Genomic DNA, 16309 nt, shown 5'->3' with positions numbered 1-16309 from the left:
TATTTGTATTATAATCCAGCACTTAACTAAAATCAACTATTTCACAAGGATTTATGTAAAGGTAAACCCTTTCATCAAAACTTTTTTTAATGTTTAGAATAAAACACAAAAATAAAGCATAATCATGTAAAAACTATATTAATTTATAGAAAAAAAAGAATAAGGATTTCTCCTTATTCTTCTTCACCATAGTTATCTTCAACTAAGCCTTCGTCTTCTTCTTCAGCGCTTTCTTCTGATTCATCTTCATTGTAGATATCATTCATATCGATATGCACTTCTTCGAATCTATGTCTTGTTCTAAGATCCCATTTGTTTTCACCAATAGTGATCATACGACCATCTAAGATCATATTTGTATAGAATAATGATTCGTTATCATCTTTCTGTTCTTCATCAAATTCTTTCTTTTCAGCAACTTCTTTCCAAATATCATAGAAACTCATTGCTCCTGCTGATTTAGTAAGAATTTCGAATGCGATATTTACCATTGACTCTTGTCTGTAATCCATAGTAGCCTCCTACATCTTTTCTGGTGCATGGACACCAATTAAGTTTAATGCGTTAGCAAGTGTAATGCGTGTTGCTTCTACAAGTGCTAAACGTTGAGAAGATAATTCTTTGTTTTCTTCATCAATTACATGACAGTCACCATAGAATGAATGGAATAACTGTGCTAATTTCTGAATATAGTTTGCAATCTTATGAGGGGCTCTTGTACGAGCTGCATCATTGATTGTGTTTTTGAATTCATTAATGTGTTTTAATAATTCAATTTCTTTTGGGTTATTAATCAATTCAAAGTGATCTGCAGGTTCAATGTTCTTTTCTGCTGCTGATCTCATGATTGAACACATTCTTGCATGTGCATACTGTGCATAGTATACAGGGTTTTCATTTGACTGTGATTTTGCAAGTCCTAAGTCAAAATCAAATGGTGTGTTTGCTGCTTTTGCTACAAAGAAATAACGAGTTGCATCTACACCAATATCATCAATTAAGTCACGAATAGTAACAGCGTTACCAGTACGTTTACTCATCTTAACTACTTCACCGTTTTCAACCATTCTTACCATCTGTAAGATATCGATATTCAACTGATCTGCATTATAACCTAAAGCCTGAATAGCTGCTTTCATACGGTTGATATAACCATGGTGGTCAGCACCAAGTAAGTCAACTAAGTAATCATAGCCTCTATTCAACTTACTTAAGTGATATGCAATATCTGGTGTGAAGTATGTATAGCTTCCATCAGTTTTAATAAGAACACGGTCCTTATCATCACCAAAATCAGTTGTTCTAAACCATAAGGCTCCATCCTGTTCATATGTATAGCCTTTTTCTTTTAACTTATTAATTGCAGGTTCAATCTTATTACCTTCATATAAAGAAGTTTCAGAGAACCATACATCAAATGATACACGGAATTCCTTTAAGATATCTTTGATCTTCTGTAATTCATGTTCAGTACCAACCTTACGGAAATAAGCAATGGCTTCTTCTTCAGTTAACTGAGTTAAAGCATCTCCTTCTTTTTCCTTGATACTCTTCGCAATATCAATGACATCCTGTCCCATATATCCATCTTCTGGAATTGGGCGTTCGATATCAAATAATGCAAGATAACGGCTGTATAGAGATAATGCAAGGTTAGTGATCTGTTTACCTGCATCATTAATATAATATTCTCTAGTTACATCATAACCTGCTTTAGTCATGATACGACAGATAGAATCACCTACTGCAGCACCCTTTGCATGACCTAAGTGTAAGTCTCCTGTAGGGTTGGCAGAAACGAATTCTACGTTATATTTCTTTCCTTCACCGAAGTGAGTCTGTCCATAATTATCCTTTTCTGAAAGTACTTCAGTAATTACTGAAGTAAGCGCATCATTTTTCATAAAGAAGTTAATAAAACCAGGACCAGCAATTTCTACTTTTTCTACATGTGCTGCTTCCTGATCAAGTGAATCAACAATGGCTGTCGCAATTTCACGAGGATTCTTATGGAGTGTTCTTGTCAGCTGCATTGCAATGTTAGTAGAATAATCACCATGAGTAGAATCCTTAGGAATCTCAATCATGATATTTTCAGGGGTGATATCTACTGCTTCAAAGCACTTATTAACAGACTGACCAATGGCGATTTTTAGTGAGTTTTCAAGCTTATTTTCAGCCATCTTGTATTCCTCCTTTTTTATTTCATACTCTAAATAATGTATCACAAAATGTTGGACTGTCAAGAATTTTATAGAAGTGGAGAGAATAATCTCAATAATCCTTCTACGAGTCCTTTAAAATGACGGCTGTCATCTATTTTTACAGGTGCACAAATCTCATTCATTTCTCTAAAATCTCTCTTGATTGCAGATAAACATTCTGCTTCATATAATAAGACATTACATTCAAAGTGTAAGTATAAAGAACGATAATCAAAGTTGATGGTTCCTACTGTGGCTGCTTTACCATCTACTAACATGACTTTCGCATGTAAGAAGCCTGGTAAATATTCATACACCTCAATACCAGCACGAATGAGATCATAATAATAAGAACGTGTCACTCTAAAGATAATCTTCTTATCTGGTACATGAGGGACATATAATCTGATCTTAACACCATTCTTAGAAGCAAGACACAATGCCTTCAACATAACATCATCAATAATAAAATAAGGTGTCATAATATCAATACTTCTAGAAGCATGTGTAATCATATTTAAATAAACAGATTCTCCTACCCCTTCATCATCGAGTGGATCATCTCCATAAGGTAATACATAACCTGTATTCTTAAATGGTTCAGGATGGTAGGTATGGGGTTTAAATTGTTCTATATCTTCTCCATGATATTCCTTATGATAAGCATAGAATGTAGAAAGAAACATAGATGTCAAAGACCATACCGCTTCCCCTTCTAAACGAATCCCTGTATCCTTCCAATGTCCAAAACGCATCTTACAGTTGATATACTCATCAGCCAAGTTAAAACCTCCAGAATAACCAATATAACCATCAATCACACAGATCTTACGATGGTCTCTATGATTCTGGCTTAAAGAGAAGACAGGAATAAAACGGTTAAACATCACTGTTTTAATGCCTGACTCTTCTAATTTCTTCGCAAAGTGAAGAGGTACAGTTGTAAAGGAACCAAAATCATCAAAGATAAAGCGTACATCAACACCTTCTTTAACCTTCTGTTTTAATATTCCAATAATAGTATCAAACATCAGTCCTTTAGAAACAATAAAGTATTCCATAAAGATAAAGTGTTTTGCATGTAAAAGATCTTTAATCATATCTTGGTAGTTATAATCACTTAATGAATAGTACTTACATTCTGTATGATTATATATAGGAAATGATTGTCTATTGAGATAATCTAAAGAAATAATCTTCTTATTAATAATCTGATTTCTAATAACTGGATCCTGATATCTTGTTTCATTAAAGTATTGTACTTCTGGCTGAATCTTTCTTTTTAACCAGCGTGATGGTCTCTTGTTACCTAACAAGAGATAAAGTAATCCTCCTGCGTTAGGCAATAACATTATAAAGAAGATCCATGTCATCTTATAGTTTGTATTCTCATCTTTACTAATTAAATAAAAGATCATAAATGCAGACAAAGAAACAAACAAGAAACGAACCACACCATTAAAGTCTGTGAGTATTGATGCAAAGTATACAAGATAAATAGCTTGAATACAGATGAGCGCAATATAGATCACAATTGGGCTCAATAAGAACTGGATAAAACGATATAGATATTCAAAGAACAATGCTGTAAAACGTTTTATATATTTCATGAAGGCATCCCTTCTTCATCTATATCAGAGTAATGCACCATCATATAAGCTTTTGTTACAAGATGTTCCTGGTCATAGAGTTCATAGATAAATTTCATTGTACCTTCTCTATATTCTAAAGAAATCACTTTTGTATGAAGTTCTACAACACCATAAGGTAATGTATATTTATTCGGTACACGCATATCCTTATTAAAATGTAATACAGATTGATCATTCACAAGATGTACATGTGTATCATCATATTGGATACGCATTGGTTTTCCTTCTACTTCAAAAGAGATATGATGAACACCTTTTACTTCATAATGGTCTCCTATCTCTTTATATTTTACTTTTTCTTTGACGGGGCCATTGACTAATAAACATTCATAAGAAATTCTTTTTTTCATCATCCTACCTCCTTAATTATATAGTAACCTTCTGTACGATACCCATTTTCTAGATAAAAATCAAGAGATTGTGTATGAGGAATAATCTTGATTACATCTTTATTGTATTTTTTAAAGAAATCTTCTATTGCAGCTAACACTTCTTTTTCATAGAACTCTCTACGGTCATCAGGAAGTAATACAATGTCTTTGACACAATCATCAATAATATGTGCACATCCAATAACATGATCTTCTTGATAGAATTCTAAGAATAATCCTTCCTGATTCCATTCTTTAGAAGCCTGTTCAAGAATATAGTGTGTACCCTGTGCATCGTTATATTTATTAAAAGACTGATATCTAAAAGATGAACGTCTAATAACTTGTCTTGTAGAAAAGATTTTTTGATCCTGTTTGGCTTTACCTAACAATATAGCTTGTACAATTTCTGATTCTTCTGGTAATGAACTAATTGTTCCATCTTGTTTAAGTATTTCTACTTCATTCGCATGTCTGACCTCCATACGTTTATAAGGCACCTGATTCATAATCGCATCACTTGTAACATAATAGCGAGGATCTAGTCCTTCTTCTATACATATCTTTCGTGTATTTTCATAATCTTCATCACCCTTAAGTGTACGATATTTAAATAATTCTCTTTCTAATAAACGAGTCGATAAATCTTTAAGAATTGTATCATCTTCATCCATAAAGCATCTTATATAATAGAGTAATGATGTTTCATCAAGTCTCACAAATTGTTCAGGTGTGAAGTTATCCTCTAAGAAAGGAATAAGAAGTGGAAATGAAGATTTAAAGGTATAGTTTTGTTTATATAAATCCTTTACACGTTTCATAACACTCCCTAGTACTTGTTCATAACTTCTAGATACGGGGTGATAATACACCTGCCAATACATATAATAACGAGCTAGAATATAATCTTCTATTGCCTGTACACCAGATGATTTAAAGACAATACGATTATCTACAATACGCATAGTACGTAATATTCTTGATAAATCAAACTGTCCATAAGTCACACCACAGTTATAAGAATCACGTAGAAGGTAATCCATACGATCAGCATCTACCTGACTAGAGATCATCTGCACCAACATTGGTTTATCAGCTTTCTTTTCTATAATACGTGCCACATCTTCAGGCAAATGAGGATCAACCTGTGAGAGGACTTCATGTACCTCTGTATGTCCTCTAATAAGCGCTGTGGTCATCTCTTCATGATTATAATGAAAGATTCCTTCAAATGAATGAGAGAAAGGACCATGTCCTAAATCATGTAATAAAGCGGCACATAATACAGTTAAACGTTCATAGTCTGTTAAGTGGTTTTTGACTTGATCTAACTCTGTCATTTGTCGAGTTATTTCATAAACACCTAAAGAATGGACAAAACGTGAATGTTCTGCACTAGGAAATACCATGGATGTACCTCCTAACTGTTTAATACGTCTTAAACGCTGAAATTCTTTTGTATTAATCAGTTTCCAGATAGGCATATATTCAACACGTATATAATCATGAACAACATCTCTAAATACTTTTGTATCAAATAAACGGTAATCTTCTAAATGCATGGTATCACCTTCCTTATCAGGGTTATTTTATCATTTTTAAGAGCTATTTGCGAATGATATAGGTTATAATAGCTATGGAGGTATATTTATGTATATTGATGAAATTTATGCTGCGCGTGATTATATTCAGTCACGTTATAAAAATCCTATTGATGTTGCCATTGTATTAGGTTCAGGTTTAGGACCACTTGCTGATGTGATTAATGAACCTGTAGAAATTGATTATAAGGATATCCCTTATTTCCCTGTTTCTACTGTACCAGGACATGCTGGTAAATTAATTATTGGTGAAATTGGTGGTAAGACTGTTGCCTGTATGAAAGGACGTTTCCATTTCTATGAAGGCTATGATATGCAGAAAGTCACAATGCCTATTCGTGTATTTAGTGCTTTAGGTATTAAGAACTTAATTGTGACTAATGCCTGTGGTGGTGTAAGAGATGATTTAAATCCAGGACAGATTGTGATTATTTCTGATCATTTATCATTTATGATGCCATCACCTTTAAGAGGACCTAACCTAGATGATTTTGGACCACGTTTCAAGGATATGACTGATGTTTATACATCAGCATTACGTTCTCTTGCCTTTGAATCTGCAAAGAAAGTGAATGTAGATGTAAAAGAAGGCGTTTATTGTTTCTTTAAAGGACCACAGTTTGAAACACCTGCAGAAATCAGAGCATTCAAGACACTTGGTGCAGATATGGTAGGTATGTCTACAGTGCCTGAAGCTATTGTTGCAAGACATTCTGATATGAAGATTTTAGGTATTTCACTTGTAACTAATAAAGCAGCAGGACTATCAAATAATGAATTAAATCATATAGAAGTCATGGAAGCAGCAAATAGTGCAGAGGAAAGACTTGTTAAGCTTGTAAAACAAATTCTAGAAGACATGTAAAAAAGACCAGCTCGCGCTGGTCTTTTTTATTAGTCTAGATTTTCACCATTAGATTCAATAACTTTCTTATACCAGTAGAAAGAGTCTTTCTTACTTCTCTTCATAGTACCAGTACCATCATCATGTTTATCTACATAAATAAAGCCATAACGTTTTCTCATTTCTCCAGTACCTGCAGAAACAAGGTCAATACAGCCCCAAGTTGTATAACCGATTAAATCAATACCTTCTTCAATCGCTTTATCCATTTCTTTAATATGTGCACGGTAGTAGTCAATTCTATAATCATCATGAATAGAGCCATCTTCTTCTACTGTATCAAAGGCACCTAAACCATTTTCTACAACCATTAATGGTAATTCATAACGGTCATAAACAACCTCAAGATAGTATCTTAATCCCTGAGGATCTAATGCCCATCCCCAATCAGAATATGTTAAGTAAGGGTTACGTACACCAAATGACATATTACCACTTACTGTATCTTCATTCTTATGAGTTGTAATAGACTGAGACATATAATATGAGAATGTATAAAGATCAACAGTACCATTCTTTAATTCTACTAGATCCTGTTCTGTGATATCTAATTCTACATTATGTTCCTTCCATAAGCGTTTCGCATATGTTGGATATTTACCTTTACACTGTACATCTCCACAATAGAAGATACCCTTTTCCCATTTATAACGATTAAAGAGAATATCTTCTGGATCAGATGTGAGTGGATAATAAGTAATACCACAGATCATGCAGCCAATCTGATAGTCAGGATCAATTGCATGACCAATCTGTACAGCTCTCGCACTCGCTACAAACTGATAATGAAGATGCTGATATGCTTCCTGGAAAGCTTCATCACTTGCATCATCTGGTAAGAAGTTAATTGTATTATTGATTTCATTAAATGTAAGCCAGTATTTAACTAAGCCTTTATATTCTTTAAAGATTGTAGTTACATACTTTTCATATAATTCAATATACTTTCTATCCTGCCAGTCACCATACTTTTCTTCTAATGCAAGTGGTGTATCAAAGTGCCAGATAGAAACGAGTGGTTCAATACCAGCATTTCTTAGTTCTGTGAATACATTTCTATAGAAGTCTAAACCAGCCTGATTTGGTTCTGTTTCTTCTCCTGTAGGGTAGATTCTAGACCATGAAATAGAAAGTCTGAACATCTTGAATCCCATTTCTTTAAGTAAGGCAATATCTTCCTTATAGTGATGATAGAAATCAATACCATCATGGTTAGGATAAAGTTCATCATCAAAGACTGCAAAATGAGCCCCTTCTGGTAATTTAAAGCCATGGTTAGGTAATTTCTGTTTCTGACCATCCTTATCAATAAATGTAACCATTCTAGGAGTATTGACTGTTCCTCCTGTAGTTACATCAGTACGGGCCATACCTCTTCCATCTACATTCCATGCCCCTTCACATTGATTGGCAGCAACAGCGCCACCCCAATAAAAATCTTTACTAAATGTCATTGTTTATTCCTCCTAAATCATATTATATGAATTTTGAAACAAATATATTAAAAACTGACAGATTATGAAAATATTATTTTGGAATATCACATGAACCATAGTAATTATTCAAACCTACAATATGTGTATAGGTTTTGTGATTGATAGAGATATAATCTACATTTTCTGTAAGGTTCTTATATGTATTCTCTATTTGATATTCACAATAAGGGTTCTTCATAATAGTTCCTGAATAATTTATATCAGTAGAAATAGGATAAGCATTATAGACAGGCATATTAGTATAAAGTGGTATTTCTAGTATACGTTTCACATGATCCATATGATTAGAGATATACCCTTTCAACATATTCTTTGCTTCACTATAAGGTGCTCTGATGTTAGACATATAATAATGATGACCAGGATTATTGTTGTGGACATCAAATTTCTGCAGATAAAGAGAATCCTGTCCTTTAGTGATATAATTATCAGCTAAATACTTAGAACCATAGAGAATAGCTTTTTCTCTTGTATCCCAGTTTCTTGATGCCGCAAAGTCTATCCCATCCTGATCACTACTGTTTGCTCCAATATTATATATATTATAGAAGAGAGGTCCTTGCGGATTGTTTCTTGCATGTCCTCCACGAAGTCCTAGTCCTCCACCTGTCTGTTCCTGAATCGCACGGGTAATGAGTAATGACATAGAGACGTTATTTACTTCTGCACTGTAACGATAGAGTTCGGCCCAATCTTTTTTAGACTGGGGTTCTATACCTGACATTTCAGTTTCTGCCAGCATTCTTTTTCCTTCCTGTAATGTTTCAGAAGGATTATAAGTGAGTTTCTCAAACATCAACGCATGATAAGCATCCAAACCATTACGTGGATCTAAGAAATAACGGGCTGCATTCATAGAGACACGACACCATGTCTGTCCTTCTATAATATCAGGAGAGGCAATCATTGAAAAATCATTTGTATCTATTAATGATTTACTTTGGAAGATGGATGCAGTTTGACTAAAATCTAAAGAAGTATTAAGAGGTATATAGCACCATTCTGGATAAAGTGCATGTAAGAATCGTAAAGATTGTTTATAACTATCAGGAAATGATGTGATTTCTTTTTCAAAAGATTCATCAAATACATATGCAATCACATTACGACTTGATATATAGCCTTCTTTCTTCTCACCATTCACATATATATAACCATAATATTGAGAACCTCTTTGTCCTTCTACAACTAAAGGTTGTCCCATTGTGAGTGTTTGATTAAGAAAAGATGTATTCTCTTTAACTAAGAAAATATGAGGTGCAAGTTCCTTATACGAAGTACATTGATGAACACCTAGAAGTAAAACTAGTACACATACTATCTTAATAATCGATGTCTTCTTCATTGACCCACCCCACCTGTGCACCACAGATAACATAGACATAATGTCCATATACTCCTGCAATCTTCACTTCAGTGCCTTTTTCACCTATAACCCAATGATCTGTATAATCATCTAAACAATAGAGATGATGATTTCTTTCATATAAGAATTCATTCTTAATAGAGATCATTACATGATCACTCACTCTATAACATTGACTAAACTCTTTTCCTTTCTTCATCATCTTTACTTCATAATCTGGAAAAGCTATCTTGTGGTCTACTTCACCATTGCCATAAAGATCTTTATTTAATACACCTATAGGAAATGGCTGTACACATTCTGTTTGATATGTCACTTCCCCCTTATAACTATGAATAATAAGCGCATTTAATTGTGAGATAGGCTTTACTCCTGTTCCTCCATCAATACAGATGATCTTCTTTTCTTCATCTATAATAATGTCATTATGAATAGAACGAGGGAAATAATTAGATGTAGGAAGATGTCCTACTACAACTGTATATTTTAATGAATGTCCTAATTCATAAAAATGTTGGAGTTCGAGGTAAGATGATAAACCACACTCCTTATAGTTTTCTCTTGGTTCTACACCTGCATGGACAAATAAATAGTCATTAAATAATAGTGTAGTAGGTAAATGGGACATGAACTTTAATTCTTGTTTAAGCTTTTCAGCCATAATCTTCTGCATACCTAAAGGTGTTTCATGTCCATCACTAAAATGTTCATGATTATAAATATCTCTAATAATACCGTTCTTACTATTTCTCTTTAAATACTTAGGAATTTCTCCTGCAATTTCTGGAATAGTAAGTAATGCATTCATCGCCCATTCACAATTACCCATCAAAACATAACACTTAGGAAAGCGTGAAAGATTCATAATAAAGTGTATTGTTTCTAATACCTGGTCTCCTTTTTCTACAAAGTCACCAATAATCACCAAATAATCCTCTACAGGATCATAATTCACTTTTCTTAATAATTCTTTAAAGCGGTCTAAATGACCATGTATATCTGATATCGCAATCAAACGATAATCATTCTTTTCTTTTTTAATTAAATGTTTAGGTGTAAGCATAAATACCTCCTGATATCATTCTACAACAAAAAAAGTAGGTTGACCCTACTTTCTTGTTGCATAATATTTTCTTACAAGCATTTGTGTTTTACGAATATGTCTTTGAATACGTTCTGTTGCTTCATCTTTGTCTCCATCAATGATGGCTTCTAGAATAGCACGATGTTCTGCAAGTGATGATTCTAAACGTTCAGGACGTGCAATAGAATGTCTTGATGTTACAGAAACATAGTAATGAATATCCTTTAGAATCTGTTCAAAATAGGTAGACTGTGTTGCCTGATAAATAGATTCATGGAATAGAATATTAAAATCATTCACTTTATCAAAGTCACCCTTTGTAGTATAGAATTCTAGTAATTCAAATACTTCTTTAATTTTAGCAAGATGTACTTCATCCATACGATCAATTGCGAATGAAACAGCTAATCCCTCTAAAGAAAGACGTATTTCAAACATATCATCAATATCACGAGGTGAAAAACCTTTCACATAAACACCTTTGTTAGGAATACTTTCTACTAAACCTTCTAATTCTAGCTGTTTTAATGCTTCTCTAATAGGTGTACGAGAAATCTTTAACTCTTTCGCAAGTGTTAATTCATTTAGTTTATCACCGCATTGATAACTTTCATTAAGAATACGATCACGTAATAAGATAAATATTTTAGAGCCCAATGATCCATGGGAAGTTGATTCAAAAATGCTATGAGATGGCATTTCTTGGTCCCTCCTCTTATAATTTATCGATAATTGCGTCTGTAAACTCTTTTGTAGTTGCCTGTCCACCAATATCAGGTGTTGTAAACTTACCTTCTTCTACAACTGCTGCTAAGGCTTCTCTTAAAGATTGTGCTTCTTTCTGTTTATTTAATGCTTCAAGCATCATTGCGAATGCAAGAATTAAAGAACTTGGGTTCGCAATACCTTTACCTGCAATATCAGGTGCACTGCCATGAACAGCTTCATAAATACGGTAATCATCGCCAATATTACCTGATGGGGCAATACCAAGACCACCTACAAGACCTGCACATAAGTCAGAAACAATATCCCCATATAAATTTGGTGCAACAAGGACATCAAATGTTTCTGGACGCTGTACAAGCTGCATACACATATTATCAATAATAACTTCCTGTGTTTCTATTTCTGGATAGTCTTTTGCCACTTCTCTATAACAATCAAGGAAAAGACCATCTGTATACTTCATTATATTGGCTTTATGGATGGCTGTCACTTTTTTTCTGTTATTTGTGCGTGCATATTCAAATGCATAACGACAAATACGTGTGGAAGCTTCTCTAGTGATCAACTTAACACCATTCGCAATATCTTCAGTGAGCATATATTCAATACCTTTATATAAATCTTCAGTATTTTCTCTAATGATGACTAAGTCAATATTTTCATATTTAGAATCAATACCCTTGAAGTTACGTAAAGGACGTACATTGGCATAAGTAGAGAATTTCTGTCTTAATGCGACATTCACACTTCTAAAACCTGTTCCAATTGGAGTTGCTGTAGGACCTTTTAATGCCCATTTGTATTCTTCAATGGCATCTACAAGACCAGGTTCCCATACTTCACCTGTTTCTTTTGCATATTCTGCACCTGCTCTATATTTAACCCATTCAATATCTAGGTTCATTGCTTTTGTGATAGATTCAACACTTGCTGAAATCTCTGGTCCAATACCATCACCTGGAATAAGTACTGCTTTCATTAGAAATCTCCTCCTAGTTCTTTAATTGCGTTTAATAATCCACCATACTGAATCATGACTTTTTCACGTGCTGATAATGATAGATGTGCTGTAATAGTTTCATTTGTATTCTTATTAGTCACTACAATGTCTTTACCTTCTTCTACAGCTGTTAATAAGTCACTTAATTCATAGTCATCCTGATCATTGAAGAAATCATAGTCTTTTGCATCAATGACAAGTGGAAGAATACCATTGTTGATTAAGTTAGAACGATGAATTCTCGCAAATGAAATTGCGAAAATAGCTTTGATCTTTAAGTAGTTAGGTACTAATGCAGCATGTTCTCTTGATGAACCCTGTCCATAGTTATCTCCACCTACAATGAAACCACCATTGTTTTTAACGGCTCTATTATAGAATTCAGGATCTACCTTAGAGAATGAGAACTTAGCTAAATGAGGGACATTAGAACGGAATGGAAGTAGTTTAGAATCAGAAGGTACGATATGGTCTGTAGAGATATTGTCTCCTACTTTTAATACAACTTTACCGCTTACTGTATCTGTTAACTTATCTCCTCTAGGAACTGGTTTGATGTTAGGTCCCATATAAATTTCATTATCAGGGATATATTCACTAATAAAGAAGTTAGGATTCTTCACAAATGGTGTATCTGGTACTTCTTCTAATGCCATATCATCTTCAAATTCCTGTGATAAATAACCTTTGACTGCAGATAATGCAGCAACTTCTGGAGATACTAGATATACACTTGCATCATTTGTACCAGAACGTCCTTTAAAGTTACGGTTGATTGTTCTTAAAGATACACCTTTTGATAATGGAGCCTGTCCCATACCGATACAAGGACCACAACCACATTCAAGGATTCTAGCACCTGCATGAATCATATCTGCAAGAGCACCATTTTGTGCAAGCATAGAAAGAATAGAAGAAGAACCTGGAGCGATAACTAAAGAAACATCTTCAGCCACTTTACGACCTTTTAAGATCTTTGCAGCACGCATCATATCTGGTAAAGATGAGTTTGTACAAGAACCAATGACTACCTGATTGATCTTCATACCTTCTAATTCTTTTACATCTACTACATTATCTGGTGAATGAGGCTGAGCAACCATAGGAACTAATGTAGACATATCGATTTCAATAGTTTCATCATATGTTGCATCATCATCTGCTTTCATTTCAACATGTTCATCTTCTCTACCCTGCTGTTTTAAGTAAGCTAAAGTATTTTCATCTGTTGGGAACACTGAAGTAGTGGCACCAAGTTCTGCACCCATGTTACAGATAGTCGCACGGTCAGTTAATGAAAGGTCACTTAAACCTTCACCTGTATATTCAACAATCTTATTAACTCCACCTTTTACAGATAATTCCTGTAAGATTTTTAAGATAACGTCTTTTGCAGATACCCAAGGTGCTTTACGTCCTGTTAGTTTAACCTGTAATACTGATGGACACTGAACATAGTACTTACCTGTTGCCATGGCAACAGCGACATCAAGTCCTCCTGCACCAATCGCAATCATACCCATTGCACCACATGTTGGTGTATGAGAATCTGAACCAATAAGCGTCTTACCTGGATGTGAGAAATTTTCAAGCTGTAACTGATGACAGACACCATTACCTGGTTTAGAGAATGTGATACCATGTTTTCTTGCAACAGATTTAATAAATTCATGGTCATCCATGTTTTCAAAACCAGTCTGAAGCATGTTATGGTCAATATAAGCGACTGCTTTTTCTACTGCAACATGACCTACATTCATTGCTTCTAACTGAAGATAAGCCATTGTACCTGTAGAATCCTGTGTTAAAGTCTGATCAATTCCGATACAAATAGATGTTCCTGGGACTAATTCTCCTTTTTTAAGATGTGCATTCAAGATTTTATACGCTAGATTCATATAATCTTCTCCCCCTTGTTTCTTATTGTATACAATTATACACATATACTATTATCTGTGCAATATAAAAAACAAAGATAATTTGTATTTATTTCGTTAAATTGGTACAATACATTGGGTGATGAAAAATGATATTATCTTGTTCAGGACTATCTAAATCTTATTCAGGAAAAGAAGTCCTAAAAAATATAACATTCCATATAGAAGAGCATGATAAACTTGCCATTATTGGTGTTAATGGTGCTGGTAAGAGTACATTGCTTAGAATTCTTTTAAATGAAGAAGCTTATGATGATGGTATAATGACTATTGCGAAGAATATTCGTATTGGTACATTGAATCAGGAACATAAGTTTGATCTTAATAAGAGTATTTATGAAACATTGGAAGAACCTTTTGAAGATTTAAAGAAAATAGAGAAACGTATACATGAATTGGAACAGGAAATGGCTGTCACAAATGATTTAGATACAATCATGAATCAGTATGATTCTTTATTATCTAAATTCCAGGATGAAGGCGGTTATGCCATGGAGTCACAGGTAAAAGGTGTTCTCAATGGTTTAGGTTTTGATGAGGATATGTGGTATAAACCTATTGGTATTTTATCTGGTGGACAGAAGACAAGAATTGCGTTAGGTCAGTTGTTATTACGTTCTCCCGATTTATTATTACTAGATGAACCGACCAACCATCTTGATGTAAATTCTATTGAATGGTTAGAAAACTATTTAAAACAGTATAATAAAGCTGTAATTGTAGTATCTCATGACCGTTATTTTATTGATCAAGTGTCTACTTCTATTATGGAAATAGAGAATGGTAAGAGTAAAATCTATAAATGTAATTATTCTAAATATGCTGAAATCAAGAAGCATGATCGTGATGTAGAATTAAAACACTATTTAAATAACCAAAAAGATATTAAACGTATGCAGGAGTCTATTGATCGTTTAAAATCTTATAACCGTGAAAAACAGGTAAAACGTGCTGAATCTAAAGAGAAAGCACTTGAACGTATGGAGAAGGTAGAAAGACCTGAAAGTCTTCCTTCTAGTATCCGTTTTGCATTTGAGCCTGAAATAGAGAGTGGTTATGATGTTTTAAAAGTAGATGATGTAGCGATGGCTTTTGATAAGCCATTGTTCGATTCTGTGTCTTTTGAAGTCAAGAAAGGTGAAAGAGTTGCTTTACTTGGTCCTAATGGTGTAGGTAAGACAACTATGTTCCATTTGATTCTTAAAGATTATTTACCTGTACATGGACGTATTCGTTTAGGTTCTAAGGTGATGATTGGTTATTATGATCAGGAACAGACTTCTTTATCTCCTGAAAAAACAATCTTTGATGAAATACATGATGCTTATCCTGATATGAATAATACAGAAATCAGAAATATCTGTGCTGCATTCTTATTTAAAGGTGAAGATGTATTTAAAACAATTGATGTTTTATCTGGTGGTGAAAAAGGACGTATCGTCTTAATTAAGTTATTACTTAACAAAGCAAACTTCTTAATTCTAGATGAACCAACAAACCATTTAGATATTCAATCTAAAGAAGTGCTAGAAGATGCATTATTAGATTTCCCTGGTACTATTCTCTTTATTTCTCATGACCGTTATTTTATTAATAAATTGGCTACTAAGATTGTAGAGATGAATCCTCATGGTGATGAAATATTTGGTGGTAACTATGCTTATTATCTTGAACATCGTAAAGTAGAAGAAGTTGTGAAAGAAACAGCGGTAAAAGTTCAAAATAACATTGACAAGAAAAAGAAGAATAGATTAAAGAAGATAGAAAATGATATTTCTGACTTTGAAGAGAAGATCAGTGCGAAGGAAGAAGAACTCCATAGTGATGAAGTGATGAATGATTATCAGAAGTATAATGAAATCACTGCTGAACTAGAAGACTTAAACAACAAATTAGAAGAACTCATGATAGAATGGGAAGAACTTTCAGAAGAGATGAACGCTTAAAAGGACTAGGGGCAACCCT

The 16309-nt window shown here is 33.7% G+C and carries 13 protein-coding genes; 2 read left to right on the top strand and 11 right to left on the bottom strand.

The annotated features are described in order from the left end of the window. Positions 1-173: 173 nt before the first annotated feature. From rpoE to H8909_RS02410, 5 genes are all read right to left on the bottom strand, one after another. Positions 174-512, bottom strand: coding sequence for a DNA-directed RNA polymerase subunit delta (gene rpoE / locus H8909_RS02430; protein WP_187011689.1), 339 nt, complete (start codon positions 510-512; stop codon positions 174-176). 9 nt (positions 513-521) lie between these two features. Continuing rightward, positions 522-2183, bottom strand: a complete 1662-nt coding sequence (gene argS / locus H8909_RS02425; protein WP_187011688.1) for an arginine--tRNA ligase — start codon at positions 2181-2183, stop codon at positions 522-524. A 68-nt stretch (positions 2184-2251) separates the two neighbouring features. After that, complete coding sequence (gene cls / locus H8909_RS02420) at positions 2252-3814, bottom strand: cardiolipin synthase (protein WP_187011687.1); 1563 nt, start codon at positions 3812-3814, stop codon at positions 2252-2254. Beyond that, on the bottom strand, positions 3811-4206 hold the full coding sequence (locus tag H8909_RS02415) for a YwiB family protein (protein WP_117458112.1): 396 nt from the start codon (positions 4204-4206) through the stop codon (positions 3811-3813). The genes cls and H8909_RS02415 overlap by 4 nt, the downstream gene beginning before the upstream one ends. Continuing rightward, positions 4206-5789 carry an HD domain-containing protein gene (locus H8909_RS02410; RefSeq protein WP_187011686.1) on the bottom strand — a complete coding sequence of 528 codons (1584 nt, stop codon included), beginning with the start codon at positions 5787-5789 and terminating at the stop codon, positions 4206-4208. Before H8909_RS02410 ends, H8909_RS02415 begins: the two co-directional genes overlap by 1 nt. 88 nt (positions 5790-5877) lie before the next feature. Here H8909_RS02410 and H8909_RS02405 point away from each other — a divergent pair, with 88 nt between their 5' ends. Then, positions 5878-6693, top strand: a complete 816-nt coding sequence (locus H8909_RS02405) for a purine-nucleoside phosphorylase (RefSeq protein ID WP_187011685.1) — start codon at positions 5878-5880, stop codon at positions 6691-6693. Positions 6694-6722: 29 nt separating this feature from the next. Here H8909_RS02405 and H8909_RS02400 read toward each other — a convergent pair whose 3' ends face one another. From H8909_RS02400 to H8909_RS02375, 6 genes are all read right to left on the bottom strand, one after another. Beyond that, positions 6723-8186, bottom strand: a complete 1464-nt coding sequence (locus H8909_RS02400) for a family 1 glycosylhydrolase (RefSeq protein ID WP_117458115.1) — start codon at positions 8184-8186, stop codon at positions 6723-6725. A 73-nt stretch (positions 8187-8259) separates the two neighbouring features. Next, a complete protein-coding gene (locus H8909_RS02395; RefSeq protein WP_117458116.1) occupies positions 8260-9573 on the bottom strand; it encodes a hypothetical protein in 1314 nt (437 codons plus the stop codon). Further along, on the bottom strand, positions 9551-10657 hold the full coding sequence (locus H8909_RS02390) for a metallophosphoesterase (protein ID WP_187011684.1): 1107 nt from the start codon (positions 10655-10657) through the stop codon (positions 9551-9553). Before H8909_RS02390 ends, H8909_RS02395 begins: the two co-directional genes overlap by 23 nt. A 45-nt stretch (positions 10658-10702) precedes the next feature. Further along, positions 10703-11377 (bottom strand): GntR family transcriptional regulator, encoded by a 675-nt coding sequence (locus H8909_RS02385; RefSeq protein WP_022425953.1) that lies wholly within the window; start codon positions 11375-11377, stop codon positions 10703-10705. Positions 11378-11393: 16 nt separating this feature from the next. After that, positions 11394-12386 (bottom strand): isocitrate/isopropylmalate dehydrogenase family protein, encoded by a 993-nt coding sequence (locus H8909_RS02380; protein WP_187011683.1) that lies wholly within the window; start codon positions 12384-12386, stop codon positions 11394-11396. Beyond that, positions 12386-14305, bottom strand: coding sequence for an aconitate hydratase (locus tag H8909_RS02375; RefSeq protein WP_187011682.1), 1920 nt, complete (start codon positions 14303-14305; stop codon positions 12386-12388). The genes H8909_RS02380 and H8909_RS02375 overlap by 1 nt, the downstream gene beginning before the upstream one ends. A 128-nt stretch (positions 14306-14433) precedes the next feature. Between H8909_RS02375 and abc-f the strand changes: the two genes are divergently transcribed. After that, complete coding sequence (gene abc-f, locus H8909_RS02370; protein WP_187011681.1) at positions 14434-16290, top strand: ribosomal protection-like ABC-F family protein; 1857 nt, start codon at positions 14434-14436, stop codon at positions 16288-16290. The last annotated feature ends 19 nt before the right edge of the window (positions 16291-16309 follow it).

This window comes from Catenibacterium faecis, from assembly GCF_014306455.1.
GTDB lineage: Bacteria > Bacillota_I > Bacilli_A > Erysipelotrichales > Coprobacillaceae > Catenibacterium > Catenibacterium mitsuoka_A.
The sequence above is the reverse complement of the archived record's forward strand: the minus strand, read 5'-3'. Positions and strand labels throughout refer to the sequence as shown.